We start from the raw sequence: 22,030 nt of genomic DNA, 5'->3' as shown, positions 1-22,030 counted from the left end.
GAATCAATTACTTAGCAACCAGATTTGCCACCTTTTGCCATAGCTTTTTCCAGGCGGTCAAGGGCGGCGCGGGCCATACGCTCCTGGTCCGCACCCTCAGTATACAGCCTGACGGTCCGGGCGCTATCCCAGCCCTGCGCGGCACCGATCTCTCCGTCGCTGTTCCCGGCCTCCCGCAGCATCTGGGCGCGCAGCCGGCGCAGCCCGTGCAGGCCGCGCTTCGTGTCCCAGCCTTCCTTCTGCAGTTGCTCGCGCACAGCCATGGACAGGGCGCCCTTGGTCCACGGCTTGCCGCCTGGCCGCGTCAGGATGAACTCGGCGTCGGGCGCTTCCTCGCGCCAGCGCCGCAGCTCCCATGCCAGGTCGGATGACACGATCAGGCGAAGCGGCCCCTTGCCCGTCGCCTCACGCTTCCGCCGCGTCTTCTCGGGCATCAGGGTGATGATTCCGCGCTGCGGGTCGTAGGCTGTCCAGCGAAGCGTCGTCAGGTCGCCTCTGCGTTGCCCCAGGTGGTAGTTGAGCACGACAGCGCGGCGCAGGGGCTCCGGCCATTTCTGCATGGCGTGCAGCGCATCGGCCTCCGGCCAGGCCGGGATGTGACCGCCGCCCAACGCCTTCAGCCTGGTCATCGGGGACGCGGCCATGCGCCCACGATCCACGGCCCAGGCGAACAGAGACCCGACAGCCTGGCCGAACACCGTTGCCGCGCCGACGCCGCGGTCGCGCGCGATGGCATCCCGCATGTCGAGAAGATCCGCGCGCAGCTTCCGGAACTCGGCCGGCGAGAGGTCCACGGCCTGGCGGGTCAGGTATTCCGGCACCTCCACGGCGCTCAGATAGCGATTGCGGCTCTCCTTCGTGCTGGCCGATGTCACGGCCCATTCATGCGATGCGCGCCAATCGACCAACAGGGCGCCGATCGTGCCGGCTTCGTGCTTGGGCTGCGGCAGCTTCCGCGCCCTGGCAACGGCCGCGGCGAAATCGGGATCGCTGATGTCGGGAAGCCGCGTGCCGGTCAGGCGGCAATACCAGTATGTAACCTCGGTGCCGTCAGCGCGGCGCGTTCGGACGGGTCTTACGCCGCGGGGGCGGGAGGTTGGCGAGCCCGGCGGCGATGGGGTTTCTGGCATGCGGTGGCTCCGTCGGCGCAGCGTTGTCGTCGGCGGGCGTTCCGTCAACAACGGCGGCGCGGGCCGAGGGCTTCAGGCGGTCAAGCCAAGCGTCCAGATCCTCGCGCAGCCACGCAATGCGTCCGGCCGTCAATTGCACCGGGGCGACCGAAGGCATCACCACCTGCCGGAATGTCGTCGCCGACAGGCCGCAGTATTGCGCCGCGAGATGCTCCCGCAGCGCCCGAGGCCAGTATGGCATGCCGGCGGGATCAGGCATCGGCTGCCTCCCCCTCCAGCGTATTGAGCGGCGCGCCATCGCCGAACGGGATGCCAAGCGCGGCGCAGCATGCCGGGCAGCGCGGCGCGCCGGTGCGGGAGAACAGCCCAGGCATGCACAGCCTTCCGTGAGCGCCGCACACGGTAGTGCCGGTACCGGCGATCATCTCATCCGAGGCGTCCCACCTGATGGCTGATACCCGGTGCAGGTCTCCGCTGCCGCGAAACTGTAGCCAGCGTGACCGCCAGTGATCGGTATCGATCGCGAGGGGCTCATGCATTGGCGATCTCGATCCACACATCGGCGTGGCAGGGCATGCCGATGGGGCACCAGCAGCCGAGGTCGTGGCCGCGGAGCTTGCCGCGGGCCTCCTCTACCAGGTCAGGCTGGTTGACCAGGTCGGCGCGGAAGCGTGAGACGGCGAGGGCGTGCGCCTCGGTCGGACCGTCCTCCGGGGTGATGATGTTGGTGCGCGTGTTGGTGACGCACCAGCCAACGCCCTGGATGTGCTCGACCTTCCACGGATTGCCCCATATCGATGGGCGGGAGACGGAGATGGCGCCGGCCGGCATGCACCAGCCCTTGATGCGGCGAAGCTGGATGCGGCGCGGGGCGTCACCCATCCCCAGCCTCCGCAGCGAGAGCGCGCAGGGCGGAAGTCATGGCCTGGCGAGAATGCCAGTCTGCACGCTCGGCAAACCACGGCACGGCCTCGGCGGCGCTCGGATCGTTGGCTGCTGCGTCACGGCACCGCCGCTCAACCATGCGGTAGGTTGCTGCGGCCTCCCTGTGCTCGTCGACCGTGAGGTCGTATGTCTGCCATGCAGGCGTGACGCTCGGCTTTGTCACCAGCGCCAGCAGCGCGGCGCGCTTGGCGGTCATGACGTGCATGTCCTGATTTCGATGGCTGAGTTTCGGATGATGATCGGCCTCTTCGACGGAGGCAGCCAGCGCCAGAGGCAACGGGAGCAGTCCTGCGTCCAGTCAGGGCGGACGAACACTGCGGCACCGCACTGCGGGCACGGCGCGGGGGCGGACTTAGTCATCCTTCCCTCCCTTCGGCGCGGGCGCGGCGGCGAGCATGGCTTGGATCTTTCGATATGCATTCTCGATCGCCATGCGCCCGTAAGGTTCGGTGTGTTCGCTCAGGTCACAGACAGCATCGTGAAGCGCTTGCCTGTTGATCGTCACCAACTTGCCAGAACGCAGGCCGGCGAGGGTGTCTGCGGGGATGCCGAGCGCGCGCGCGACTGCCGACACGCTGTGCTTCGTGAGCAGACCGCCGCTCTCGATGATGATGGCAGGCACCACCTTTCCGTCTTCCATGGTTTCGGCGCTCATCCCTGCCGCTCCTCCCCGACAGCGCGGGATTCCGGCACTTCCCGCCATTCGCGGCCGTCCAGGGAGGCGCCGGCCGCCTTCTTGCCGACGCGGCGGACCGTCGCGCCGTCGGGGAAGTGGTGGTGCGGACCGGCGCCTTCGACCTCGCTGACAGAGACCCATTCACCGTTCTGCTTGTGGAAATACGGCACGCGGGCGGCCTGGCACTGGTCGCGCAGGCTGCGGAACCAGTCCGGGTGCGAGGGCCGCGCGTGCGGGCCGCTCTCGCCGCCGGCGATGATCCAGTCGAGGCCGTGGAGGACCGACACGAATTCATGCCCCGGGCCGCCATACTCGGGGATGTTGCAGTCCCGCCATGCCTTGCAGGCCTGTAGGTCCACCGGCCCGAGCAACGGCTCGCACGACAGGAACCGCTTGGCCGCCGGCACCGCGAGCAGGTGCGGGATGCGCCGATCGGCCTCGGCCTGGTTCTCGACCGTCGTGCCGAGCCAGACGTTCGGCCAGGGCCAGGTCACATGATCCTCGGCCACGTCTGCCCTGAGCACCGCTCGCCTCGCGGCAATCATCATGGGCCGGATGTTCTGGGGCCGCTTCGTCAGGAGCAGCCAATCGAGGTGCGGCGTCTCGGCGATCAGCGCCCAGAGATCGGCCCGCCATTCGGCCGGAACCGCGTTGTCGAACACATCAGCCATGGAGGCGCAGAACACGCGCGGCCGTGTGCCCGCCTTCCGCGCCTCGCTGTTCCATTTCAGCGGCTGGCGCCAGTAGCTCTCGCTGGTGCGCTTGCGCTCGGCGTGCGGCCCCCAGCCACCCCAGGTCTTCGGCTGGCGCTTCGCCTGCGCCTCGGCATAGCAGTGGTCGCAGGCGGGGCTCACCGCCTGGCAGCCGGACCAGGGGTTGAACGAGTGGACCGTCCATTCGATGCTGGTGTCAGCGCCCATCGCTACCTCCTCGGGCTGCGAGCATGGCGTCGGCGATCTCGTACGCCTCTTCAGCGATTGCTTCGTGCCAGTTTCTTGAGGCTCCGACCCGTGGACGATAACGCGTGGCGTGCGCCAGCATGCCGTTCAGCGCCTGCCCAGCGATCCAGTCGCGCAGGGACATGCCGCCCTTCGGTTGCCACGACCGTCCATCGTCATCAATATTCGGAACTGGAAACGCCGGCCCGCCGTCATTCTTTTCCATCGCTGCCCCCTTCGATCTCGGTGATGCGGACCTTTGCTGCGCGCCAGCCTCGCTTGCGGAGTTGGTCCCACGTGTATCGGCCTCGGGACTCTGCCGTAGCCGCGCTGATGCAGTCCTTGCGGGTCATGCGAATGGTCCAGGCGATGGCCTGTCCGCCGCGCATAAACGCTGCCCATGCGACCAGCGGCTTCAGCTTCACCTCACTCATCCTTCCCTCCATCACCAAGCGCCACGACCACGGCCGCCTTGATAGCCGCGCTGGTCAGGCCGGTTTCCTCGCGCGCGTGCACCGCCGCGGTGATCATCTCCGGCGTGGGGGCCAGCAGGCGCTCGCGGATGACGGCCAGGGCGGCGTCGGCAAAAACAGCAGGCTGAATGCCGATAGTCTGCGTGGCGGCTAGCGTGATCGCCTGCGCCACGGCCTCGCGGATGGGGGTCATTGCCACCACCTACAGTCGAGCGTCGCCTCGCGCGCGGTCGTGCTGGGCGGGGTGGGGAGAAGGCCGGATGCTTCGATGGCGTCGAATAAAGCGACTGTTGCGATGCGCCACCGCGCAGTGCGCTGCTGTCCGACGCCCTCGGCGATCGCAATGCGCGTCCACTCCACCAGCGCCGCCCTCAGATCCTCCGTCGCCCATGACGGCGCGGGATCGGGGTCGGCGGGGATGAAGCGGGATGGAAACCAAACCCACTCCGGTTCTTCGACAAGCACGATGCCGGCGCCTGTCACTCTGGCGATCGTGTAATCGCCGAGAGGCAGTGTATCTGAACCGATCGTGTTCGTGACCTTCTGTCCCACTCGCGCGGTCTCGGCTGTCAGGCGGTCAGCGGGCATCAATGTTCCTCCGCTCGACGGTGAAGGTCAGGGCGACGACCTCTGGATTTGCGGCCCAGGCCTCTGGGCCGTGGAGGCTGTTCCAGAGCGTCCGGAACTCACCGCGTGGATCGACCCCATATTCGCAGGCCTCGTCCAACGTCATCCCAGTCGGGGGATATGCGATGCCCTCGCGGATCGCGTTCCCCGCGCTGATCTCTTGCAACCGCTCCACCCGCACCGCCGTCACGGTCAGCGTCAGGCGCGACGCGGCCCTGGGCATGAAGCGCCCCATGCGGAGATGCCACGCGTGGGTTGCCGGATCGGCGGCATGGCGCCCCGTTCGATACTCCGCCGGCCCGTCGAAGCGGATAACGCTGTCCCGTGCAACGAAGCGCCACTTCTGGCGCCGCCCCTTGCGTGTCAGTGCCCCCGGAACGGGCTCCCAATGCCCAAACTGGAAATACGACTCCTTCACCCACAGCCGATCCCCAGCCTGCACGCGCTGCCAGGGCGAGGGGTGCCAACAGACACAGGTTCCGGTGTCATCGGCTCCGGAAACCTTGCACCCGTCTGCCCGCCAACCGTTGGAGGATTCTTCAGGCACGGGGAACGGATCACCCCACGCCAGCCGGCGTGTCATGGTCTTCCGCCCGTCGAGCAGCGCGCGCACCATTGGCGCGGAGAAAATGATCGGGCGGTCAGTCATGATCATCATCCCCCGCCCACCACATCAGCACGTTGCCCAGCCCGCGCAGCAGCAGCCACAGCAGCGCGACAACCAGCGCCATCGCCGCCCATACCTCGAAGATGCTGATGGTCACGGCTCGCCTCCCAGCGGAGAGGCGGCGATGGCGGCTTTGATCTCAGCGGCGATGGCGGTCGAATTTTTCCTGTCATCGAGTGGAACAGAATTGAACGCGGCGATAGCCGCCTTCTTCATTGCCTCGCTCGGCTCCCGCATCTCCTCTGCCACGACGGCAAGCGCGTCCTCCGCCAGCGCAACACTCAGCTCATTGAGCCATCCGTGTCCTACTTGCGGGGCATGACGCAGCACGTTCACCGACAAACGCGTCCTCATGCCGGAGGCCATCTTCCCAACCAGCACGTCGCGCGACGTATCCACCTCAGCGCCCATCGCTGCCCCCTCGGGCTGCGCGTGTCGCCCGCCGCTGGTCCAGGCTGATCACCGTCGCGATCGGAGAAACCGCCGCCGGCGGCGGGCACAGCGCCACGCCTTCCCTCGCGGCGATGCCGATGCGCACCGCCTCCAGCACCTGGACCGACGCGACGATGCGTTCCTGCACCGCGCGCAGGCCTGGCTCGTCGCCGAGCAGCACCGCGGCGCGCATCAGTTCGGTCAACGGCGCATCCATCGCGCCGTATAGGGTCGGCGGCATGGCGGTCACCGCACGATCGCCGCGACGACCCACAGGATCACGACCCACAGGGCCAGCGCCAGCAGCAGCGCATCGCAGACACGGCCGCGCGGACAATTGCGCGGCTCTGGCCGTGGTGCGGCCGGGAACGGCGCACCACCGCGCGCGCGACGATTCTGGGGAGGTGGCGACACCAGGAACGACACACCACCGCGGGCACGACGATTCATGCTCATCGATCGGGATCTCCGGTTGCTGTGGTGAGGCCGGCGGCGATCGCGCGCCGGCGGATGGAGGCATCGGCCTCCTCGGCCGTCAGCGGCACGCGGGGCGGATGCGGGAAGCGCGGCGCGGCATCGCGCAGCAGCGTCGCCATGTCGCGCCAGACGCGTTCCTCGGCATCGCCGCGAACCAGGCCGCCCAGGGCCTCGGCCGCTTCCTGCGCAGCATCGGCGACGCGCAGCAGGGCGTCTCCGGTCAGGCCGGGGGCGGCCAGCAGCCGAGTGACGAATGCCGTGTGGTCGGCCGGGAGGTCGTAGGCGCGGCGCACCAGTTCCGCGATCGTCGGTGGTTCCGGCGGCTGGTCGGGGGGAAGGCGAAGCGCCATGTCAGCGGAACTCCCCGATCAGCCAGCCGAGGGTGAGGCGCATCAGCGCGCCGCCGGGGTCCGCATGCTCGGCGAACAGCCAGCCGAGGACGGGGGAGGCCAGCAGGGCGGCGGCCTGCAGGAAGGGGCGGGGCGCCATGGTCAGCGGCCCTCGCCCTTGGCGATGGCGGCCACGACCGCGGTCAGCGCGACGTGCTTGTCGCGGACCAATTCCGGGATGCCTGGGTCGCCGTCGAATGCCTCATCCGGCGGAAGCGGGTCAGTGATGGTCCAGTTGGTCGTGCCGCCCGCCTCGGTGCGGATCAGCGATTCCAGATCCTGTTGGATCTCGACGGCGGCTAGGCGCAGCGCCGCCAGCATGTCCCGCGCGACGGCCTGGCTGATCTCGTGCGAGCAGCGCCCGTCCAGTGGGTTGTCGAGGATGTCGGGCATCAGCCGATATCCCCGTTGACGTGCTCGACGACCGGTGGCGGCCCGGCCGCCGGCGTCTGCGGCTTCTTCGACGCGGTCCTCATCGTGTGCGGCGGCTGCCCGGCGGCCCAGCGTGATTCGAGCTGCTGGAGGTGCCTCAGGAAGGCGGCGGTGCGTTCGAAGTCGCCGCGCACGGCCTCGGCCTTCAGCTCCTTGATCAGGGCGGCGAAGGCGGCAGGGACGTCAGGGAATTGATCGTCGGGCATCGATCGCTCCGTCGGATGACAGCGCGATGATTACCGCCGACAGCGGTTACGTCAACGGTAAAATCCGGTCAGGGCGATTTGCGATCCACCGCCCGGAACTCCAGCCATAGCTCCCGAACCTTCTGCACCTCCAAGCGCAACCTTGTCGGGTCGGCCGATTCCGTCATGGTTCCCCCGCTCGACCGCCAGGCGCGCATGGCAAGACGCACCGCTGTCTGGATGGTCGGCTTGCTGCCAGCGCTGGTCAGGATCGCGTGGATCTCGGCCACAAGGCGTGCCAACGCTTCGTCTATATCTGCGGCATCGGTCAGCGGTGACTGACCCTCGAAGACCGCCGCGACGCTCGGCGGCAGCAGGAACTGTGCTGGGATGCCCAAGATCTCCGCGATCTTTGGCAGGGCTTCGGGCGGAGGGCGGTTCTTCCCGCTTTCCCAATCGCCTACGGCCTGCTGCGAAAAGCCGACAGCCTCCCCGAAGGACTTCTGATTGCGATAGCCCGCAGCAAGCCGGGCCGACTTGATGTCGGCGGCCCAGCGCGGGATGGGCTTGTCGGACTTCCGGGGGCGACCCATGGGCCGCCTAGGACCATGAATGCCGGTTGACGAGAAACCGCCAGTAGCGGTTATTATGGTCCCTGTCATGGCACACGCACCGCACCTTGAACGCCTCGTCGCAGCCTTTGGCGGGCAAAACGCCATGGCGCGGGCCCTGGGAACGAGCCAGGGCACCGTATGGGGATGGCTGAAGGGTGGCTATGTGCCGAGCCGGCGAATCCCTGAGGTCATCGACGCAGCGGCGCGGCTGAATCCGCCTGTCGTCCTCACGCATGCCGACTTCTTCGCGGCCGCGAAGGCCGCATCTGGCGCGAAGGCGGCCTAGCCGTGCGGGCTATCGTTCCTGCGTGTGCCTCGTCCCCGCCTGTTGGGCGGCGCGACATGGTCAAGCAGCCAGCGTTCAACAGCATCGGCGTCGACCTCGTGGAGATCTGCGGGAATGTCGGCAATCGCTTCCATGCGATCCACCAGGAAGGACCGCGCCGCCTTGCGCAGGTGGCAATAGGCGTACACAGCCGTCACGTAAGGGCCGTCGTCGTCTCGGCCGCCACCCAGCGCGGTGATGGTGATGCGACGTTCAGTCAAAGCGCCCTCGCCATCCCGATATCGGATCCAGACTGGGCGGCGCAGCTTCGCGACGAGCAGCTCGCTCTCGTCCGCCGCCTCCGTGTCCGAGGCTTCGATGCCGGCGGCCTCATGGTCTGCCTCGGTGGCAATGCCCGTCATACAGCGCAGCCAGTACTGAATGCCGGCGCGACCGGTGATCTCCTCGCCTGCATGGTTGATCATGACCAGGCTGCTCACGGCAAAGGTCCGTTCGCGGTCTTCTGCATCGCTCCATGCGCGAATGCTCTTGAGCAGGATGGTGCCGTCGGCGTCGCGCTTGGCATCGACGTGGCGGATGGTGATGAAGTCCTCGATCGGCTCCGGCTCGCCTCGGCGCCGATAGCGTATCGCGACATCGGTGCCGGCCGCGGGATGGCGTGGCATTGGGGGCGCCCTTGGCGGCGTCAGCGGCTTGGATTGCAGCGGCTTCGGGGCGTCGTAGGGACTCGGGATATCGCTGACGGCCGCCCGCCCGCCGCCATCGCACCCAGCGAGCGCCAGCACTACCAGCGCGGCCATCACGCTTCGCAGTGCGGCCATCTATCGCGGCTCCACCACGCGCAGCCGCACCAATTCCCGCCCTTGTCGGGCTGGCGGCTCGACGGGCTGAAACAGCGACAGGCAATCCTGGAAGGCCAGCGGGCCGGTGGAACAGCGCGCCTCCCGCATCTCGACGCGCGGATTGCGCGGGCAGGTGCCGTTGATCCAGCCCTGCGCCTCCCTCGCCCCGCCCGCATCGGCGAAGCGGAAGGTCACGTCGGTGACGATACCGGGCTGATTGCGCGCCTCGACGATCAGGGTGACGGAGATGTCGCGGAAATCCTGCCGGGTGTTGTTGAGCACCAGGAAGGACATGCGGCATCCGCCGGCGCGGGACTGCACCATTCCGGTAATCCCCAGCTTGCCGGCGGACGGCCACCAGGCGGGTGGCTGCGGGTCGGCGGGCTGCTGTGCCTGGGCGGCGACCCCGAGCAGGCCCAGCACGACCGCCACCAGCATCGCCCGCATCCCGCCGCCCTCGCATCCCGACAAGACCCCATCCTGCCGCAACCGGCAGGTGAACGGGAAGGCGCGGCATGAAGCGGCGCGGGATCATCGGCGCCCTGCTGGGCGCAGCCCTGTTCTGGCGCCCGCGCAGGGCCGCGCCCGCCGTCGCGGTACCGGCCCCGACGCTGCCGCGCGTCGCCCCGCCCGCGCCACCGCCGCCGCGGATGTCGTATGCCGAACGTATCGCCGCCATCCGCCTCGCGGTCGATCGGCAGGTGAATGCCGAACGCGCCGCCATCATGCGTGGCACCCTGGCCTGGCTGGCCTGGCGCGGGTCGATCAGCCCCGGGGCCGCGGCGCTGATCGCCGCAAATCCATCAGCGCGTCGTGCAGCCGGTCGAGTGCCGCAGCCATGACCGGGCCGAACCCCACGCCATCTGCCGTGTCGTTGGACGGCAACCGCCGGTCCGCCTTCCCTGCTTCGTGGAACAGGCCGCCGGCAACGTACTCGATCTCCTCGTCGGGCAGGCAGCTCGCCATGAGAAGGACAGCCTTCTCCAACGCGATCAGGCGCGCCGCATCGGTGATGTCCGGCATGCAGGTCTCCATGGGTGGGTTGGCACTCCCCATGGTGACGCCCCCCGGGCGGCCGCGCCATGCCGCCGCCGCCCGGGGAACCGCGTGTCGCCGCCCTGTCGGGGGCTCTGATCAGGGCTGCATCCATCGCCCGCGTACCATGCCGGCGCCTCCCGCCCCACGCATCCATAACCCTTCGGAGGCCCGCCCATGACCTCGCTCCTTGCCCCCGCCGAACGGGCGGCGATCAAGACTGCGATGCGCGCGCTGGTCGAGGATGCTGGCGGGGTCGAGGCCGCGGCCTCGGTCACGCGCCTGCACTTCTCGACGCTCGCCGAGACCTACAACCCTCACAAGCCGGACCGGATGCCGCAGGCCGACGTGATCGCGGACCTCGAACGCTGCGTGGCACAGCCGCGTGTCACGCAGGTTCTCGCGCGCCTGGCCGGGTATCGGCTGATGCCGATCGGCGGCGGTGCCGGACCGGTGAACCGTTCGCTGGCGGAGGTGTTCCGCAATGCCGCCGATGTCGGCGCCGCCTGGGCGACCGCGATGGAGGATTCGCGCCTGTCGTCCGCCGAACGCCAGCGCATCGCGGATGAGCTGCTGGAGCTCCAGGCGGCCTGCATGCAGGCGGTCGGCGCGTTGCTGCACGGCGACGCGCCGCAGGACGGGGAAGGGTGATCATGCCGAAGACGCGCCACGATGCCTGGTCCGATGACGCCATCGCGCGGCTGCGCGTGCTGTGGGACGAAGGGCACAGCACGGCCGAGATCGGGCGGCGGATGAATCTCTCGAAGTCCGCTGTCGTCGGCAAGGCGCATCGCCTGCGCCTGACGCCCCGGCCATCGCCGATCGTCGCATCGCCCATCCTGCCGCCTGGCGACAACCGCGACCGCGCCGTCGCGGTCATGCACAGCAGGGGCAAGACGCGGCCGCAGATCGCCGCCGCTCTGCGCATCGGGGAAAGAACGGTGACCGAGACGATCGGACGCCTCGGCCTGCCGGCACGGGACGCCCTGCTGCCCCGCAGCGGCGGCGTCGGGTCGCTGAGCGCCCGTGGCGCCGCCGCGCTGGCCGGGGCGCAGGCCGCCACGGCGCGCCTGCGGGCCGAGGCACCTCATCCCGCCTCGTCGGCCCCTGCTGCCGCGGCCCACCCCATCCCGGCGCAGGCCGGCGATCCTGGCCCGGCAGGTTCACCGGGTGTCGTCGGCGAGCCCGGCGGCGATGTGTCTGGCGTTTCCTCCCGTGACCTACCCCCGGCCGCGACGCAATCGCGGTCGGGGGGATCTTCGGTCCAGCGAGGGGAACGCGCCTGCCGCTGGCCGATGTGGGGCGATGCCGAGCGGCCAACCGGCGTGTTCTGCGGCGCCGCCGTGCGCGTGCGGCCGGACGACACGCCCTGCGTCTATTGCGCCGAACACGCCGCGCGCGCGTTCAGCCGTTCCCGCGATCCTGACGCCGGGGAGCACCGCATCACGCGCAGCACATTCGCGTGGGGAGGGCAGGCGGCGTGACCCTCACCTGGCGCCACGACGCCCATGGATGGATCGCCCGCTGCGGTGAGGAACTGCAGGGCGAGGCCCGCGTCGTCTCGTTCCGCGGCGGCTGGGCCTGGATCGTCGACATGCTGCCCTGCTCGGCCGAGCCGGCGATCGTGTCCAACGACGTCTACGTCCACCTGCCCGACGCGCAGGCCGATGCCGAGCGCCAGGTGCAGGAATGGCCCACCCCGATCGACGGGGCGCGGCGGGTATGAGCGCGGTGCCATGGAAGCGGCGCGAGCAGATCGGCTTAGCCACGCTGTATCTCGGTGATTGCCGGGAGATCGTGCCGACGCTCCAACGTCCGGGCGCGGTGATCAGCGATCCGCCCTATGGCCAGCGGCAGAACACGAATGTGCTTGGCAAAGGCGGTCTCCGCGCGGTCACGCCGCCTGGATGCGGCGCACGTGCCATAGCCAATGTCCAGCGCGCACGGCGCGTTGCTGGTGGCCTGAACAGCACCGGCATCGGTGTGCGGCATCCCGAAGGCATCGCGGGCGATGACGGGCCTTTTGATCCCGCTCCCTGGATCGTGGCGGCAGACCGGGTCCTGTTGTGGGGTGCGCATCGCTTTGCCGATCGACTGCCGACCGGCTCATGGCTGATCTGGGACAAGGTTCCGACGGGCAAAGTTCGAGACCAGGGAGATGGTGAGGCTGCGTGGATCAACGATGATCCGCCGCGGCCGATGCGCATCTTTCGGCTGCTGTGGGACGGTGTCTGCGTAGGCAGTGCGGCACGCCATGAGGTGACGTCTGGTCAGCAGCGGGTACACCCGACGCAAAAGCCGGAAGCGCTCATCGATTGGTGCTTCGCGCGGCTCGCGCTGATCTCGGGTGAGTCTGTCCTCGATCCTTTCATGGGTGCCGGGTCAACCGGTGTCATAGCGGTTCGGCGCCACCATCCATTCATCGGCGTCGAAATCGAGGAACGATATTTCGACACCGCCTGCCGCCGCATCGAAGAGGCCCAGCGCCAAGGCGACCTGCTGCGGGACGTGCCCGCATGACCGACCCCGTCATCGGCCTGTCCCTCCGCACGCCCCCTGCGAACCTCGAGGCCGAACAGGCCCTCCTCGGCGCGCTGCTCGCCAACAACAAGGCCTATGAACGCGTCGCGGACATCGTGCGCGCCGAGCACTTCGCCGACGCCGTCCACGCCACGATCTACGCCGCGATCGCCCGCCGCATCGATACCGGGCAGCTCGCCGACGTCGTCACCCTGCGGCAGGACTTCGAACACTCGGGCCTGCTGGATGATGCTGGCGGCCCGGCCTATCTGGCGCAGCTCCTCTCCGCGATGGTCGGCATCATCAACGCCGACGCCTATGCCCGCGTGATCCGTGATGCCTGGCTGCGGCGCGAGCTGATCAACACGGGCGAGGTCGCCGTGAACCTCGCCTTCGGCGCCGAGGCCGGCGTCGATGCCGATGCCGCGCTGGAACGCGTGGAATCGTCGTTGTTCGCGCTCGGCGAGCAGGCGAAGGGCCGCGGCAAAGGCGATCTCGCCGACGCCTCCGCCATCGCCGCCCAGGTCGAAGCGGCGCATTTCCGCGCGGTCGAAGCGAAGGGTGGCCTCGTCGGGCTCGCCAGCGGCTATCGCGGATTCGATCGGCTCAAGGGCGGGATGATCGGCGGCGAATTCATCCTGATCGGCGCGCGCCCCGCCATGGGCAAGACGGCGCTCGCCGCCGGCATCACCGCGCGCGTGGCGGCGCAGCAGGAACCGGTGCTGTTCGTCAGTGCCGAGATGCCGTCCTACCAGGTGCAGGCGCGCATGGTCGCGGCCAAGGCGAACCTGCCCTTGCAGGCCGTGCTCCGCGCCTTCGTCTTCGACCCCGGCAGCAACCATGGGCGCGGCCTGTCGCAGCGCGAGACCGACGCCTTCATCGAAGCCAACCGCGCCGTCGCCGCGCTACCGATCACCTGGGATGCGCGCGCACGCCCGACCGTCGCGTCGATCCGCACCCGCGCGCGGCGGCTCAAGGCGCGTCGCGGCCTGGGGCTGATCGTGGTGGATTACCTGCAGCTCCTCTCGCCGGGGACCGAGGGCGGGCAGGGCGGCAACCGCAACCAGGAACTCACCGCCATCTCGGCGGATCTGAAGGGGCTCGCGGTCGAGCTCGACGTGCCGGTCATCTCGCTGTCGCAGCTCTCCCGCGCGGTCGAGCAGCGGGAGGACAAGCGCCCCGTGATGTCCGACCTGCGTGATTCCGGCAGCCTTGAGCAGGACGCGGACGTGATCGCGTTCCTGTACCGCGAGGAATACTACCTCAAGGCCAACCCGCCGAAGCGGCGGGAGACCGAGAAGGAAGAGAAGCTCGCCGAGCGCACCGATGCGTGGCGCCGCGCGCTGGCCGATACCGCCGGCGTGGGTGAGCTGATCGTCGCGAAGCACCGCCAGGGTGCGACGGGCACGGTGCGCCTGCGCTGGGCGGATCGGCTGACGTGGTTCTTCGACGAACAGGAAGGTGGCGGTGACACGCCGCCTGGAGGACAGGAATGACGCAGGATTCGGAACCCGGCGGCATCGCGGCCGCGCGACTGCAAAGCCTCATCCAACGCATCGAGCGATTGGAGGAGGAGAAGCGCGCGCTGCAGGAAGACATCAAGGAAATCTACGCCGAAGCGAAGTCGGCCGGCTTCGATCCGAAGGTCATGCGCGCCATGATCAAGGAGCGCCGCATGGCCGAGGCCGACCGCCAGGAATGGCAGGCGCTCTGCGACGTCTACCGCGCGGCCCTCGGCATGCTGGACGGCACGCCGCTGGGCGAGGCGGCGCGCAAGCGCTTCATGCCCGACCCGCCGAGGCCGCCGGGCGACGAGCAGGCCGAAACCGCCGCGTCGGATGCGCCGCCGGAAGCGCCTGCCGCGCCGACCGCGGAGGAATTGCTCTCCGCGCGTGCGCAGGGCGCCGCCGCGGCCGCCGCGGGCCGCAAGGTCACCGAGAACCCGTTCGCCGCGGGCGATGCCCGTCGTGCCGCATGGGATGAGGGCTGGTGCGGTGCTGCTGGGAGTGACGGCATGGACATCCCACCGGCATTCCGGCGCACCACACCGAAGAAGGGCAAGCCGAACGGCAAGGGCGCTGGCGCATGAGCCGCGGAGATCGCCATGCCGGCGTTGTTACGAAGCTGCGAAACATCCTGCCGCGCGGCATCGAGGTCCGGGCGCCTGGTGATGCGGAGGAACCGATCCTGGCGCCGGCCGCCCGCGCAGCATTGTTCGAATGGCTGACCGAACTCCGCGCGGCCGACGAATTGCGCGCTGCCAAGCTGGTGCCTCGCTCGACCTGTCTGCTGCATGGGCCGCCTGGCTGCGGCAAGACCACGCTGGCGCACCACCTCGCCGCGCGCCTTGGCATCCCCATGGTGCTGATCGGCGCCGAAAGCGTTCATGGCAGTGCGTATTTCGGCGAGAGTGAAAGAGGTGTGCGCCAGATCTTCGATGCCCTGGAAGCCGCTGAGACGCCGTGCGTGGTCTTTATGGATGAGATGGAGTCTTGGGGGGGCAACCGGAACATGAATCGTGGTGGCGGCGCCGACAACGCGCGCACGTCCACCCTTGGCGTCGTGCTGCGGAAAATAGAGGAGTTCCGCGGCATCCTGTTGGGCGCGACGAACCGTCCTGAGGATATCGATCCTGCTCTATGGCGGCGCTTCGGTCTGCAGATGTCGGTTGACCTCCCGACGGATGAGGAGCGCTTTGCGATCCTGGCGCGATACCTGCGCCCCTGGGCGCTCCCGGATGACGCGCTGGACGTCTTCGTCGACGTGACAGAAGGCGCGAGCCCCGCGCTGCTGCGCGGTGTGGCGGAAGGGCTGAAGCGTGCGCTGATACTTGGGCCCCGCATGGGCCGACCCGCGGAGGAGTTGGCGGCGATTCTTCGTCGCATCATCGTTGCTGTCCGGCCACCCCCGGAGATCCTGCCGCCGGCGCTCTGGGGCGCGACGGATGCTGCGATCGGGGAATTGGCGTCGATCGCATGGCCGCCGGTCCGCGCCGATGGCGGCGATGCATGACCCGCTTGTCAGCGCGCTGATGGCGGCGGGCGAGGCGGCGCGCCGGGCGATGGTGCTGGGCCATTGCTGCATGGCGTCATCGGGCTGCGCCTTTCCTCCCCGCGCCTGCGCCCAGAGCATCGCGAGGTCAGCGGTCGCGGAGTTCCTCCAGGCGAAGCTCGACACCATCACCCGCATTCGTGCGGAGGCCCGGCATGTCTGACCCTATCGACCTCTCCGCCGCCCGCGCCCAGCGCGACGGCGCCTCGTTCATGGACTGCCCGACCTGCGGCGCCGACAACCCGGACACCAACTGGGCCGTGGTCTGCCGGTTCAATGGCACGCAGCCATTCATCGCCGCGCTGCTCTGCACCGCCTGCGAAACCGAAATCGTGGTCGAGTTCGGCACCCTCGTCGCGGTGAAACCCCATGGCGCCTGACGCGACCCGCGCCGCCCTGGAACTCTTCGCCACGCCGGCCGAGCACGCCGAGCTGGTGGCGTTGATGCTGGAGGCAGCCGCGCTCGACGCGCGGCGACACCGGATCACGGCCTCCATCAACATCCTGCGTCAGCGCCTGGCGCAGCGTCGCCTCGCGGCCGAACGCGGCCGCCCCTTCGTCGGGCCGAAGCCGCGCCTCGCCCCTCCGCCCACCTGACCGAAACCCAAGGAACCGAACATGGAAACGATCACGGACCAGTCCGCCGCCTATCCGCCCGGTGAATGGGCGATCGTCGAGCTCTTCGGCCACACCACCCTTGTCGGCCGCATCGCGCTGGTTGAGCGCTTCGGCGCCAAGATGCTCGCGCTGGAACCGCTGTTCGGTGGCGAACTGCTGCCTGCCGTCTTCCACGGCGGCGCGGCCATCTACCGCCTGACCCCGTGCTCGGCCGAGGTCGCCCATGCCCGCCAGCCGCGCGAGCCCTGGCAGATCCCCGCACCGATCCGCGCCATCCTCCCCGCCGCCATGCTCGCCGCGCCAGTGACGGAGGCCGACCCGGAGGACGATGACGACGACGAGGGCACGGAGACCGACGACGAAGGTGCCGACCTCCTCTTCTGACCGAAACCCAGGAAACCAAACATGGCCCGCGCCTGCCTCTGTGACCGATGGCTCAACCGCGCAGCCGGCGACATGGGTTTCCGGGCCCTGCCGCTGCTCGCGCGCATGCTGTGGTTCGAAATCCTCGCCGCCTCCACCCTCGCGCCGGAAAAGGGCGTGCTCCGGTTTCCCTGTTCGGTTTCCGATGCGGTTTCCCGTCTGGTGAACCGGACGGAAACCGATGTCGAAACCGACCTCGCCGCGCTCGCCGACCTCGGCTGGCTGGATCTCGACGAGGATGGCCGCAGCGTCGCCCTGCCCGGTGTGAAGGCGGCCTCGGCCCGCACGGAAGCCGCGCGGACCAACGGTTTGCGCGGCGGAAGGCCAAGGAAGGGCGAGACCAGGGAGACCGCCCGCGAACGCCGCCAGGGCACGCTGATGCTGCCCATGGCGGGCGGTGCGGCGGAAACCCAGGAAACCGAAACCGAACCCAGACCGGAAAGCTCGCGCGCGGCTGCTAAGCCTATAGCTATTGAGAAGAAAGAAGCTGCTGACGCGCGCGAGGAAACCGACTGGGTCGCCCTGGGCGCCGAGCTATTCGTCCTCGCCGGCCTCGATCCCGCACGCGGGCATCACAGCGCGCTGCCGGTGAAGGGCTGGCTCGAAGCCGGCGCGCCGCCGGACCTGATCCGGGAGGTCGTGCGCACCGTCGCCGCGCGCCCCCGCCGGGACGGCAAGCCCATTGGCAACCTGATGTATTTCGGCCGCGCGGTGATGGAGGCGCTCGACACCGCCCGCGCTCGCCCCGAACCCGCCGCCCCCTCCGACTGGGATCTCTACCAGGCCGAGGTGATGCGCGATTGGGAATCCAACGGCCGCCATGGCGTGCCGATGTCGATCGACGATTGGCGCGCCACCCGGCGGGCCGTGGCATGAACACGAAGGGAAAGACCATGGATGGGATGATCACCCCGGCTGGGGTCGTGGTGCTGGGGCAGGGCCCGCAGCCCTTCACCACTTCCGACGCCATGGCGCGCGATGCGGTGGAAACCGCCCACGCCCGCGCCATGGCCGCGCAGGCGCAGGACATCGCGAACATCGCGGCCCCCGACCCCGGTTTTGCCTTGGGCCGTGACGCGACGTCCTTCTCCTCCCGCCTGCTGCGCGCCCCGGCATCGCCGCGCATGGAGTTCGACCCCACCGCGGCAGCGCGCGCTGCGGAGGAGCATCACCGCGAAGCCGCCCGCATCAGGTGCTTCGAAGCCGACCGCATCCGTGGCCTATGGCTGGCCGGTCGCCTCAGCGCGCCGCAGTACCGCGCGAGTGATGAGATCCACGACTTGATCGTCTGGCAGGAATCCGGCCGCCAGGTGTTGGCCAGTGCCAGCTATTCCGAGCGCATGTCCGCCACGACCGGCGGCGTGCCCCTCAACCAGCGTCTTGAGGAAGCCGAGCGCGAACGCTTCCTCCCCTGGTCCGCCTGGGCCGCCGGCTTTCAGGTGAAGGCGGACGGCAAGACGCTGGAACACCTGGTCCGCGCCGCCTGCGTCCAGCGCCTGGGCGTCGAGCAGCTCGCCAATACCTTCCGCATGCACCGCCGCCGCGCCGAGGCCCTGCTGGTCCGCGCCCTGCACCGCTACGCCGTCATCGCCCGCTGGGAGGCGCAGCAGGAAGTCGCTTGACCGCGCGTACGGTTTCAGTGTCCATTCCGTCTATCGCAGCGATTCGCGCCCGGGTGCCATCAGGCCCCGGGCGCTTCGCGTTTCAGGGGAGGGGGCGCGGCATGTGCTGAACATGTCCTTCGCCACCACGTTCCGGCGCATCGAGATGACGCTGGACGACTTCGGCCGCAAGCAGCTTCCCTTCGCCGCCGCCCTGGCCCTGACCCGCACCGCCGGGCTGGGCCGTGATGAGGTCATTCGCGGCATGCCGCAGACCTTCGACCGCCCGACCCCGTTCACCATGCGGGGCATCACCATCATCTCCGCCCGCAAGACGCGGCTCGAGGCGCGGGTGCTGGTGAAGGACCTCCAGGCCGAATACCTGCGCCTGCAGGAACAGGGCGGCCTGCGCCAGCCCAAGAAGCGCGCGCTGATCATCCCGCATGGCGTGGCGCTGAACGAGTTCGGCAACATCCCGAACCGTGCCCTGCAACGCCTCAAGCGCAAGAAGTCCACTTTCGTCGGCAAGGTGCGGGGCATCGGCGGATTCTGGGAACGCGATGAGGACACGGGGACGGTGACCCTTCTCGCCCGCTTCGACGGCCCGAAGAAGGTCACGCCCCATCCGTTCTTCTTCCCTCGGGTCGAGACCGTGATGCGCCGCGACTTCGATTCCCTCCTCGGCGAGGCGCTCGAATGGGCGATGCGGACGGCCCGCCCCTAGATGTAGGGCGCGGCGGCCTCGTCCCCCACAGCTGGTAGGCGCAACATCTAGGGCTCGCTGCCCATTGCCCCTAGATGTGGGGCTCCACTAGATCTAGGTGGCAGCACCCTCTGCCCCTAGATGTAGTGAGCGGGTCCTTCCCGGGCAGGCCGCCCCCACGGGTATTTCGCGCCGCGGTTAGTCGCTGAATTTTTCAAGGAAAACAACAGGTTCTGTTGTTCTTCCTGTTTCTGTCCGCACAGGCATCGCAGCGGGGTCCCATGGTCACGGTGAACCTGGAAGAGATGGCGGAGAAGCTCCGCATCTCCCTCCCGACCCTGCGCAAGATGATGCGGCGGTACGAGGACTTTCCCGTCGTAGCCGAGGGCAGCAACGGCGTTCCGTGGCAGCTCGACCCCGAAGCTGTCATCGCATTCGTCCAGGCGAAGCGAGACGACGAAGCGGCGGCCCGCGATGCGCGGGACGATCTGCTGTCGCAGGTCAGTCTGCCGCTCGAGGAGTTGCACACTGAGGCCGATCGCGTCGCCACGCCGGCCGAGCGGCTCAAGCTCGCGCAGGCCATGCGCGTGGAAGACGAGGTCGCGAAGCAGCGTGGCTTCCTCGTGCTGACATCAGACATGCGCATGCGCCTGACGGACGCCTGGACGCCGCTGTCGCAGTTCCTGACCGCGCTGCCGGGGCAGCTCGGCCGTCGTCACAACCTGCCTGACGCCGTGGTGCGCGACATGCGCCGGGCGATCGAGGCGCAGCAGCGCGAGCTGCACCGCAAGCTGAAGGATCTGCTCGCCGCCGGCGCCGATCCGCCACCCGAGGAACAGGAGCATGCCCCCGCAGCCTGACGCGGCGCGCTTCGCCTACGCCGATGCCGGGCGAATTCTGTCCGAGACCTTCGACGCCTTCCTGCCGCCGAACCGCATGTCGGTCGCCGACCATGCCGCGCAGCATCGCTGGGTGAAATCGCCGGTCGGTGCGCATCTCGAGCGCTGGTCGCACGACACCGCGCCGTACCTGACCGAGCCGATGCACTGGCTCAGCGACGACCAGTACGACACCGTCGCCATCGTCGGGCCTGGCGCCTGCGGCAAGACGATGATCGCGGAGAACTGGCTGCTCTATTCGGTCGAAAGCGATCCGGCCGACTTGCTCTGGTATCTGAACACCGATGCCGCGCTCGAGGCCTATGTGAAGGCGCGCATCGACACGATGCTGGATCAGCACGACCCGCTGATCGGGCATTTGCGGCAGGGGCGGGACGCCCTGGCGTTCAAGCGATTCCGCGGTGGGCGGGCGGAGTTCCTGACCTTCACCTCGTCGTCGCTGGTCAACAAGCACGTTGCGCGCATCGTCGCGGACGAGATCGACAACTACGACGCGGCGCTCGGCGATCCGATGATGCTGCTGAATCCTCGGCGCCAGGCGGCGGGGGCTGATTCGAAGCTGCTGGTCATCAGCCACCCGGACCGCGGTGCGCCAGTCGATGCGCCCCGGTCGAAGCAGCGCGGCATCATGGGGGTGTATGCCGACAGCACGCGCTGCACCTGGTGGTGGCAGTGCCCGCATTGCGGAACCTATTCGTCGCCGCATCCCGGTACCTCGCGCCGCATGGTGCTGGACTGGCCGAAGGACGCGCCGCTCGACGAGGTGCAGGAAAGGGCGCGGCTCGTCTGCCCCGTCTATGGCTGCCTGATCGAGGATGGCCAGCGTTACGCCATGAACCGCACCGGCCGCTGGGTCGGGGATGGCGAGACGATCGACGAGGATGGCCGCGTGACCGGGGAACGGCGCCGCGTGAAGACGGCCGGGGCGTGGATCCTGGGCGTCATGTCGCCCTTCACGAGGGACGGCATCGGCGGCATCGCGCGGGGGTTGGCTCAGGCGGAACGCGCGGCCGAGCTCGGCGATGTCGAGGGGCTGCGCCAGTTCGTGGTGAAGACCTGCGGCGAGCCCTTCGCGCCGCCTGCGAAGGTCGGCAACATCGATGCCGCGGTGCTGGCGGAACGCGCCGACAAGACGCTGTCGCTGGGCGTCGTGCCGGACGGCGTGCGGTTCCTGACCGCCTGGGCGGATGCGCAGGGATCTCGCTTCGAATGGCTCGTCCGGGGGTGGGGCGAGGGCGGGGCGTCCTGGGTGATCGACCGGCAGATGATGCCGGCCGAGCCCGGGACGAACCCGGAGGCCTGGGATGACCTGATCGAACGCATGCAGGACGCGGTCTATCCGCTCGCCGACGGGTCGGGGCGAGGGATGCGGGTGCGCGGCGTCGGCTTCGACAGCCAGGGCGTGCCGGGTGTGACCGAACAGGCCTATGCCGCCTGGCTGCGGTGCCGGCGCGCGGGCCGCACGCAGAAGCTGGGACTGACGGAAGGCCGCGACGTGTGGAACCTGGTGCCCACGCGCGGCGTGGCGACGCGGTATGCGCCGCGGATCCAGCTCGTCTACCCGAACACGCAGCGTAAGGACCGCAAGGCGGCGGCGCGGGGCCAGGTGCCGCAGCTTCAGTTCAACCCGAACATGGGCAAGGACGCGCTGGCTGCCCAGCTCGCGCAGGAAGCGCCGGCGGCGGGGGCGGTGTCCTTCCCATACGAGCTGCGCGGCGGCGACGAGCCGCCCTTCGAGTTCTTCGAACAGCTCGCGGCCGAACAGCGCGACCCGGTGTCGGGTGCCTGGTCGAAGCGGGAAGCTCACAGCAGGAACGAGGTGATGGACATGATGGTGGGCTGCGAGGTCGTCGCCCGCCTGCATGGCCTGCACCGCATCGACTGGGAACGGCCGCCCGCCTGGGCGCAGCCATGGGAGACCAACAGCATGATCGCGGTGATGGAGGCTGAGGTGGCGCTGGCCGCCGTCCCGGCGGATCTGCGCGCCACGCCAGCGATGCTGCCCGTCGCCGCGCGGTCGCTGGCGCCGCGCCGCCGTGTCATTCCATCGTCCTACATGGGCTGACC

Annotated in this window: 40 protein-coding genes and 1 pseudogene; 17 read left to right on the top strand and 24 right to left on the bottom strand. The window is 69.1% G+C overall.

What is annotated here, in order from left to right; translation table 11 throughout:
* Nucleotides 1-11: 11 nt before the first annotated feature.
* The 21 genes from KPL78_RS19330 to KPL78_RS19240 all read right to left on the bottom strand — a co-directional run bounded on the left by KPL78_RS19330 (nt 12) and on the right by KPL78_RS19240 (nt 8,033).
* Nucleotides 12-1,130: a tyrosine-type recombinase/integrase gene (locus KPL78_RS19330; protein ID WP_219764645.1), complete on the bottom strand. Its 1,119-nt coding sequence runs from the start codon at nt 1,128-1,130 to the stop codon at nt 12-14.
* The gene (locus tag KPL78_RS19325) at nt 1,051-1,389 is read right to left on the bottom strand and encodes a helix-turn-helix transcriptional regulator (RefSeq protein ID WP_219764644.1); all 339 of its coding nucleotides are present in this window, start codon (nt 1,387-1,389) and stop codon (nt 1,051-1,053) included. Before KPL78_RS19325 ends, KPL78_RS19330 begins: the two co-directional genes overlap by 80 nt.
* The gene (locus KPL78_RS30325; RefSeq protein WP_255569229.1) at nt 1,382-1,504 is read right to left on the bottom strand and encodes a hypothetical protein; all 123 of its coding nucleotides are present in this window, start codon (nt 1,502-1,504) and stop codon (nt 1,382-1,384) included. The genes KPL78_RS19325 and KPL78_RS30325 overlap by 8 nt, the downstream gene beginning before the upstream one ends.
* A gap of 157 nt (nt 1,505-1,661) precedes the next feature.
* Entirely contained in the window at nt 1,662-2,012 is a 351-nt protein-coding gene (locus KPL78_RS19320) for a DUF4326 domain-containing protein (protein ID WP_219764643.1), read from the bottom strand.
* Entirely contained in the window at nt 2,005-2,352 is a 348-nt protein-coding gene (locus tag KPL78_RS19315) for a hypothetical protein (RefSeq protein ID WP_219764642.1), read from the bottom strand. The genes KPL78_RS19320 and KPL78_RS19315 overlap by 8 nt, the downstream gene beginning before the upstream one ends.
* Before the next feature lie 75 nt (nt 2,353-2,427).
* Nucleotides 2,428-2,730: a helix-turn-helix transcriptional regulator gene (locus tag KPL78_RS19310; RefSeq protein WP_219764641.1), complete on the bottom strand. Its 303-nt coding sequence runs from the start codon at nt 2,728-2,730 to the stop codon at nt 2,428-2,430.
* The gene (locus tag KPL78_RS19305; RefSeq protein ID WP_219764640.1) at nt 2,727-3,671 is read right to left on the bottom strand and encodes a phage Gp37/Gp68 family protein; all 945 of its coding nucleotides are present in this window, start codon (nt 3,669-3,671) and stop codon (nt 2,727-2,729) included. Before KPL78_RS19305 ends, KPL78_RS19310 begins: the two co-directional genes overlap by 4 nt.
* Entirely contained in the window at nt 3,661-3,915 is a 255-nt protein-coding gene (locus KPL78_RS19300) for a hypothetical protein (RefSeq protein WP_219764639.1), read from the bottom strand. Before KPL78_RS19300 ends, KPL78_RS19305 begins: the two co-directional genes overlap by 11 nt.
* On the bottom strand, nt 3,902-4,123 hold the full coding sequence (locus KPL78_RS19295; protein ID WP_219764638.1) for a hypothetical protein: 222 nt from the start codon (nt 4,121-4,123) through the stop codon (nt 3,902-3,904). Before KPL78_RS19295 ends, KPL78_RS19300 begins: the two co-directional genes overlap by 14 nt.
* Nucleotides 4,116-4,355, bottom strand: a complete 240-nt coding sequence (locus KPL78_RS19290; RefSeq protein WP_219764637.1) for a hypothetical protein — start codon at nt 4,353-4,355, stop codon at nt 4,116-4,118. Before KPL78_RS19290 ends, KPL78_RS19295 begins: the two co-directional genes overlap by 8 nt.
* On the bottom strand, nt 4,352-4,750 hold the full coding sequence (locus tag KPL78_RS19285; RefSeq protein WP_219764636.1) for a hypothetical protein: 399 nt from the start codon (nt 4,748-4,750) through the stop codon (nt 4,352-4,354). Before KPL78_RS19285 ends, KPL78_RS19290 begins: the two co-directional genes overlap by 4 nt.
* Nucleotides 4,740-5,438, bottom strand: coding sequence for a hypothetical protein (locus KPL78_RS19280; RefSeq protein WP_255569228.1), 699 nt, complete (start codon nt 5,436-5,438; stop codon nt 4,740-4,742). The genes KPL78_RS19285 and KPL78_RS19280 overlap by 11 nt, the downstream gene beginning before the upstream one ends.
* Nucleotides 5,431-5,553: a hypothetical protein gene (locus KPL78_RS30320; protein WP_255569227.1), complete on the bottom strand. Its 123-nt coding sequence runs from the start codon at nt 5,551-5,553 to the stop codon at nt 5,431-5,433. Before KPL78_RS30320 ends, KPL78_RS19280 begins: the two co-directional genes overlap by 8 nt.
* The gene (locus KPL78_RS19275; RefSeq protein WP_219764635.1) at nt 5,550-5,867 is read right to left on the bottom strand and encodes a hypothetical protein; all 318 of its coding nucleotides are present in this window, start codon (nt 5,865-5,867) and stop codon (nt 5,550-5,552) included. Before KPL78_RS19275 ends, KPL78_RS30320 begins: the two co-directional genes overlap by 4 nt.
* Nucleotides 5,857-6,129, bottom strand: coding sequence for a hypothetical protein (locus tag KPL78_RS19270; protein WP_219764634.1), 273 nt, complete (start codon nt 6,127-6,129; stop codon nt 5,857-5,859). The genes KPL78_RS19275 and KPL78_RS19270 overlap by 11 nt, the downstream gene beginning before the upstream one ends.
* A gap of 5 nt (nt 6,130-6,134) precedes the next feature.
* Entirely contained in the window at nt 6,135-6,344 is a 210-nt protein-coding gene (locus tag KPL78_RS19265) for a hypothetical protein (protein ID WP_219764633.1), read from the bottom strand.
* Entirely contained in the window at nt 6,341-6,715 is a 375-nt protein-coding gene (locus KPL78_RS19260; RefSeq protein WP_219764632.1) for a hypothetical protein, read from the bottom strand. Before KPL78_RS19260 ends, KPL78_RS19265 begins: the two co-directional genes overlap by 4 nt.
* Before the next feature lies 1 nt (nt 6,716).
* Entirely contained in the window at nt 6,717-6,854 is a 138-nt protein-coding gene (locus tag KPL78_RS19255) for a hypothetical protein (RefSeq protein WP_219764631.1), read from the bottom strand.
* Nucleotides 6,855-6,856: 2 nt separating this feature from the next.
* Nucleotides 6,857-7,147, bottom strand: a complete 291-nt coding sequence (locus KPL78_RS19250) for a hypothetical protein (protein ID WP_219764630.1) — start codon at nt 7,145-7,147, stop codon at nt 6,857-6,859.
* The gene (locus KPL78_RS19245; RefSeq protein ID WP_219764629.1) at nt 7,147-7,392 is read right to left on the bottom strand and encodes a hypothetical protein; all 246 of its coding nucleotides are present in this window, start codon (nt 7,390-7,392) and stop codon (nt 7,147-7,149) included. The genes KPL78_RS19250 and KPL78_RS19245 overlap by 1 nt, the downstream gene beginning before the upstream one ends.
* A 68-nt stretch (nt 7,393-7,460) precedes the next feature.
* On the bottom strand, nt 7,461-8,033 hold the full coding sequence (locus KPL78_RS19240; protein ID WP_219764628.1) for a helix-turn-helix transcriptional regulator: 573 nt from the start codon (nt 8,031-8,033) through the stop codon (nt 7,461-7,463).
* Here KPL78_RS19240 and KPL78_RS19235 point away from each other — a divergent pair.
* Complete coding sequence (locus KPL78_RS19235) at nt 7,984-8,271, top strand: carph-isopro domain-containing protein (RefSeq protein WP_369412785.1); 288 nt, start codon at nt 7,984-7,986, stop codon at nt 8,269-8,271. The two genes, KPL78_RS19240 and KPL78_RS19235, sit on opposite strands and share 50 nt — an antisense overlap.
* Here KPL78_RS19235 and KPL78_RS19230 read toward each other — a convergent pair.
* From KPL78_RS19230 to KPL78_RS19220, 3 genes are all read right to left on the bottom strand, one after another.
* Complete coding sequence (locus KPL78_RS19230; RefSeq protein WP_219764626.1) at nt 8,268-9,092, bottom strand: WYL domain-containing protein; 825 nt, start codon at nt 9,090-9,092, stop codon at nt 8,268-8,270. The genes KPL78_RS19235 and KPL78_RS19230 overlap by 4 nt on opposite strands.
* On the bottom strand, nt 9,093-9,584 hold the full coding sequence (locus KPL78_RS19225) for a hypothetical protein (protein WP_219764625.1): 492 nt from the start codon (nt 9,582-9,584) through the stop codon (nt 9,093-9,095). It abuts the gene before it with no gap.
* A 294-nt stretch (nt 9,585-9,878) separates the two neighbouring features.
* The gene (locus tag KPL78_RS19220; RefSeq protein ID WP_219764624.1) at nt 9,879-10,136 is read right to left on the bottom strand and encodes a hypothetical protein; all 258 of its coding nucleotides are present in this window, start codon (nt 10,134-10,136) and stop codon (nt 9,879-9,881) included.
* Nucleotides 10,137-10,325: 189 nt separating this feature from the next.
* On the opposite strand from KPL78_RS19220, the gene KPL78_RS19215 reads away from it, so the two are divergent.
* From KPL78_RS19215 to KPL78_RS19140, 16 genes and pseudogenes are all read left to right on the top strand, one after another.
* Nucleotides 10,326-10,799: a phage regulatory CII family protein gene (locus KPL78_RS19215; RefSeq protein WP_219764623.1), complete on the top strand. Its 474-nt coding sequence runs from the start codon at nt 10,326-10,328 to the stop codon at nt 10,797-10,799.
* A gap of 2 nt (nt 10,800-10,801) precedes the next feature.
* Entirely contained in the window at nt 10,802-11,632 is an 831-nt protein-coding gene (locus KPL78_RS19210; protein ID WP_219764622.1) for a GcrA family cell cycle regulator, read from the top strand.
* Complete coding sequence (locus tag KPL78_RS19205; RefSeq protein WP_219764621.1) at nt 11,629-11,874, top strand: hypothetical protein; 246 nt, start codon at nt 11,629-11,631, stop codon at nt 11,872-11,874. The genes KPL78_RS19210 and KPL78_RS19205 overlap by 4 nt, the downstream gene beginning before the upstream one ends.
* Nucleotides 11,838-12,668 (top strand): DNA methyltransferase, encoded by an 831-nt coding sequence (locus KPL78_RS19200; RefSeq protein WP_219764620.1) that lies wholly within the window; start codon nt 11,838-11,840, stop codon nt 12,666-12,668. Before KPL78_RS19205 ends, KPL78_RS19200 begins: the two co-directional genes overlap by 37 nt.
* Entirely contained in the window at nt 12,665-14,164 is a 1,500-nt protein-coding gene (dnaB, locus tag KPL78_RS19195; RefSeq protein WP_219764619.1) for a replicative DNA helicase, read from the top strand. The genes KPL78_RS19200 and dnaB overlap by 4 nt, the downstream gene beginning before the upstream one ends.
* Nucleotides 14,161-14,409 (top strand): annotated as a pseudogene (locus KPL78_RS31000) (DUF2312 domain-containing protein); the annotation flags it as partial. The gene dnaB and the pseudogene KPL78_RS31000, both read left to right, overlap by 4 nt.
* A gap of 470 nt (nt 14,410-14,879) precedes the next feature.
* Nucleotides 14,880-15,680, top strand: a complete 801-nt coding sequence (locus KPL78_RS19185) for an ATP-binding protein (RefSeq protein ID WP_219764617.1) — start codon at nt 14,880-14,882, stop codon at nt 15,678-15,680.
* A complete protein-coding gene (locus KPL78_RS19180) occupies nt 15,673-15,882 on the top strand; it encodes a hypothetical protein (protein WP_219764616.1) in 210 nt (69 codons plus the stop codon). The genes KPL78_RS19185 and KPL78_RS19180 overlap by 8 nt, the downstream gene beginning before the upstream one ends.
* Complete coding sequence (locus tag KPL78_RS19175; protein ID WP_219764615.1) at nt 15,875-16,099, top strand: hypothetical protein; 225 nt, start codon at nt 15,875-15,877, stop codon at nt 16,097-16,099. The genes KPL78_RS19180 and KPL78_RS19175 overlap by 8 nt, the downstream gene beginning before the upstream one ends.
* Nucleotides 16,089-16,316 (top strand): hypothetical protein, encoded by a 228-nt coding sequence (locus KPL78_RS19170; protein WP_219764614.1) that lies wholly within the window; start codon nt 16,089-16,091, stop codon nt 16,314-16,316. Before KPL78_RS19175 ends, KPL78_RS19170 begins: the two co-directional genes overlap by 11 nt.
* 21 nt (nt 16,317-16,337) lie before the next feature.
* The gene (locus tag KPL78_RS19165) at nt 16,338-16,721 is read left to right on the top strand and encodes a hypothetical protein (protein ID WP_219764613.1); all 384 of its coding nucleotides are present in this window, start codon (nt 16,338-16,340) and stop codon (nt 16,719-16,721) included.
* 21 nt (nt 16,722-16,742) lie between these two features.
* The gene (locus KPL78_RS19160) at nt 16,743-17,636 is read left to right on the top strand and encodes a hypothetical protein (RefSeq protein ID WP_219764612.1); all 894 of its coding nucleotides are present in this window, start codon (nt 16,743-16,745) and stop codon (nt 17,634-17,636) included.
* Nucleotides 17,633-18,382, top strand: a complete 750-nt coding sequence (locus KPL78_RS19155) for a hypothetical protein (RefSeq protein WP_219764611.1) — start codon at nt 17,633-17,635, stop codon at nt 18,380-18,382. The genes KPL78_RS19160 and KPL78_RS19155 overlap by 4 nt, the downstream gene beginning before the upstream one ends.
* A gap of 112 nt (nt 18,383-18,494) precedes the next feature.
* Entirely contained in the window at nt 18,495-19,085 is a 591-nt protein-coding gene (locus KPL78_RS19150; RefSeq protein ID WP_219764610.1) for a hypothetical protein, read from the top strand.
* 260 nt (nt 19,086-19,345) lie between these two features.
* Nucleotides 19,346-19,924 (top strand): DUF1441 family protein, encoded by a 579-nt coding sequence (locus KPL78_RS19145; protein WP_219764609.1) that lies wholly within the window; start codon nt 19,346-19,348, stop codon nt 19,922-19,924.
* Nucleotides 19,908-22,028, top strand: coding sequence for a terminase gpA endonuclease subunit (locus KPL78_RS19140; RefSeq protein WP_219764608.1), 2,121 nt, complete (start codon nt 19,908-19,910; stop codon nt 22,026-22,028). The genes KPL78_RS19145 and KPL78_RS19140 overlap by 17 nt, the downstream gene beginning before the upstream one ends.
* Nucleotides 22,029-22,030: the final 2 nt, after the last annotated feature.

This window comes from Roseomonas alba (assembly GCF_019430885.1).
GTDB lineage: Bacteria > Pseudomonadota > Alphaproteobacteria > Acetobacterales > Acetobacteraceae > Neoroseomonas > Neoroseomonas alba.
The sequence above is the reverse complement of the archived record's forward strand: the minus strand, read 5'-3'. Positions and strand labels throughout refer to the sequence as shown.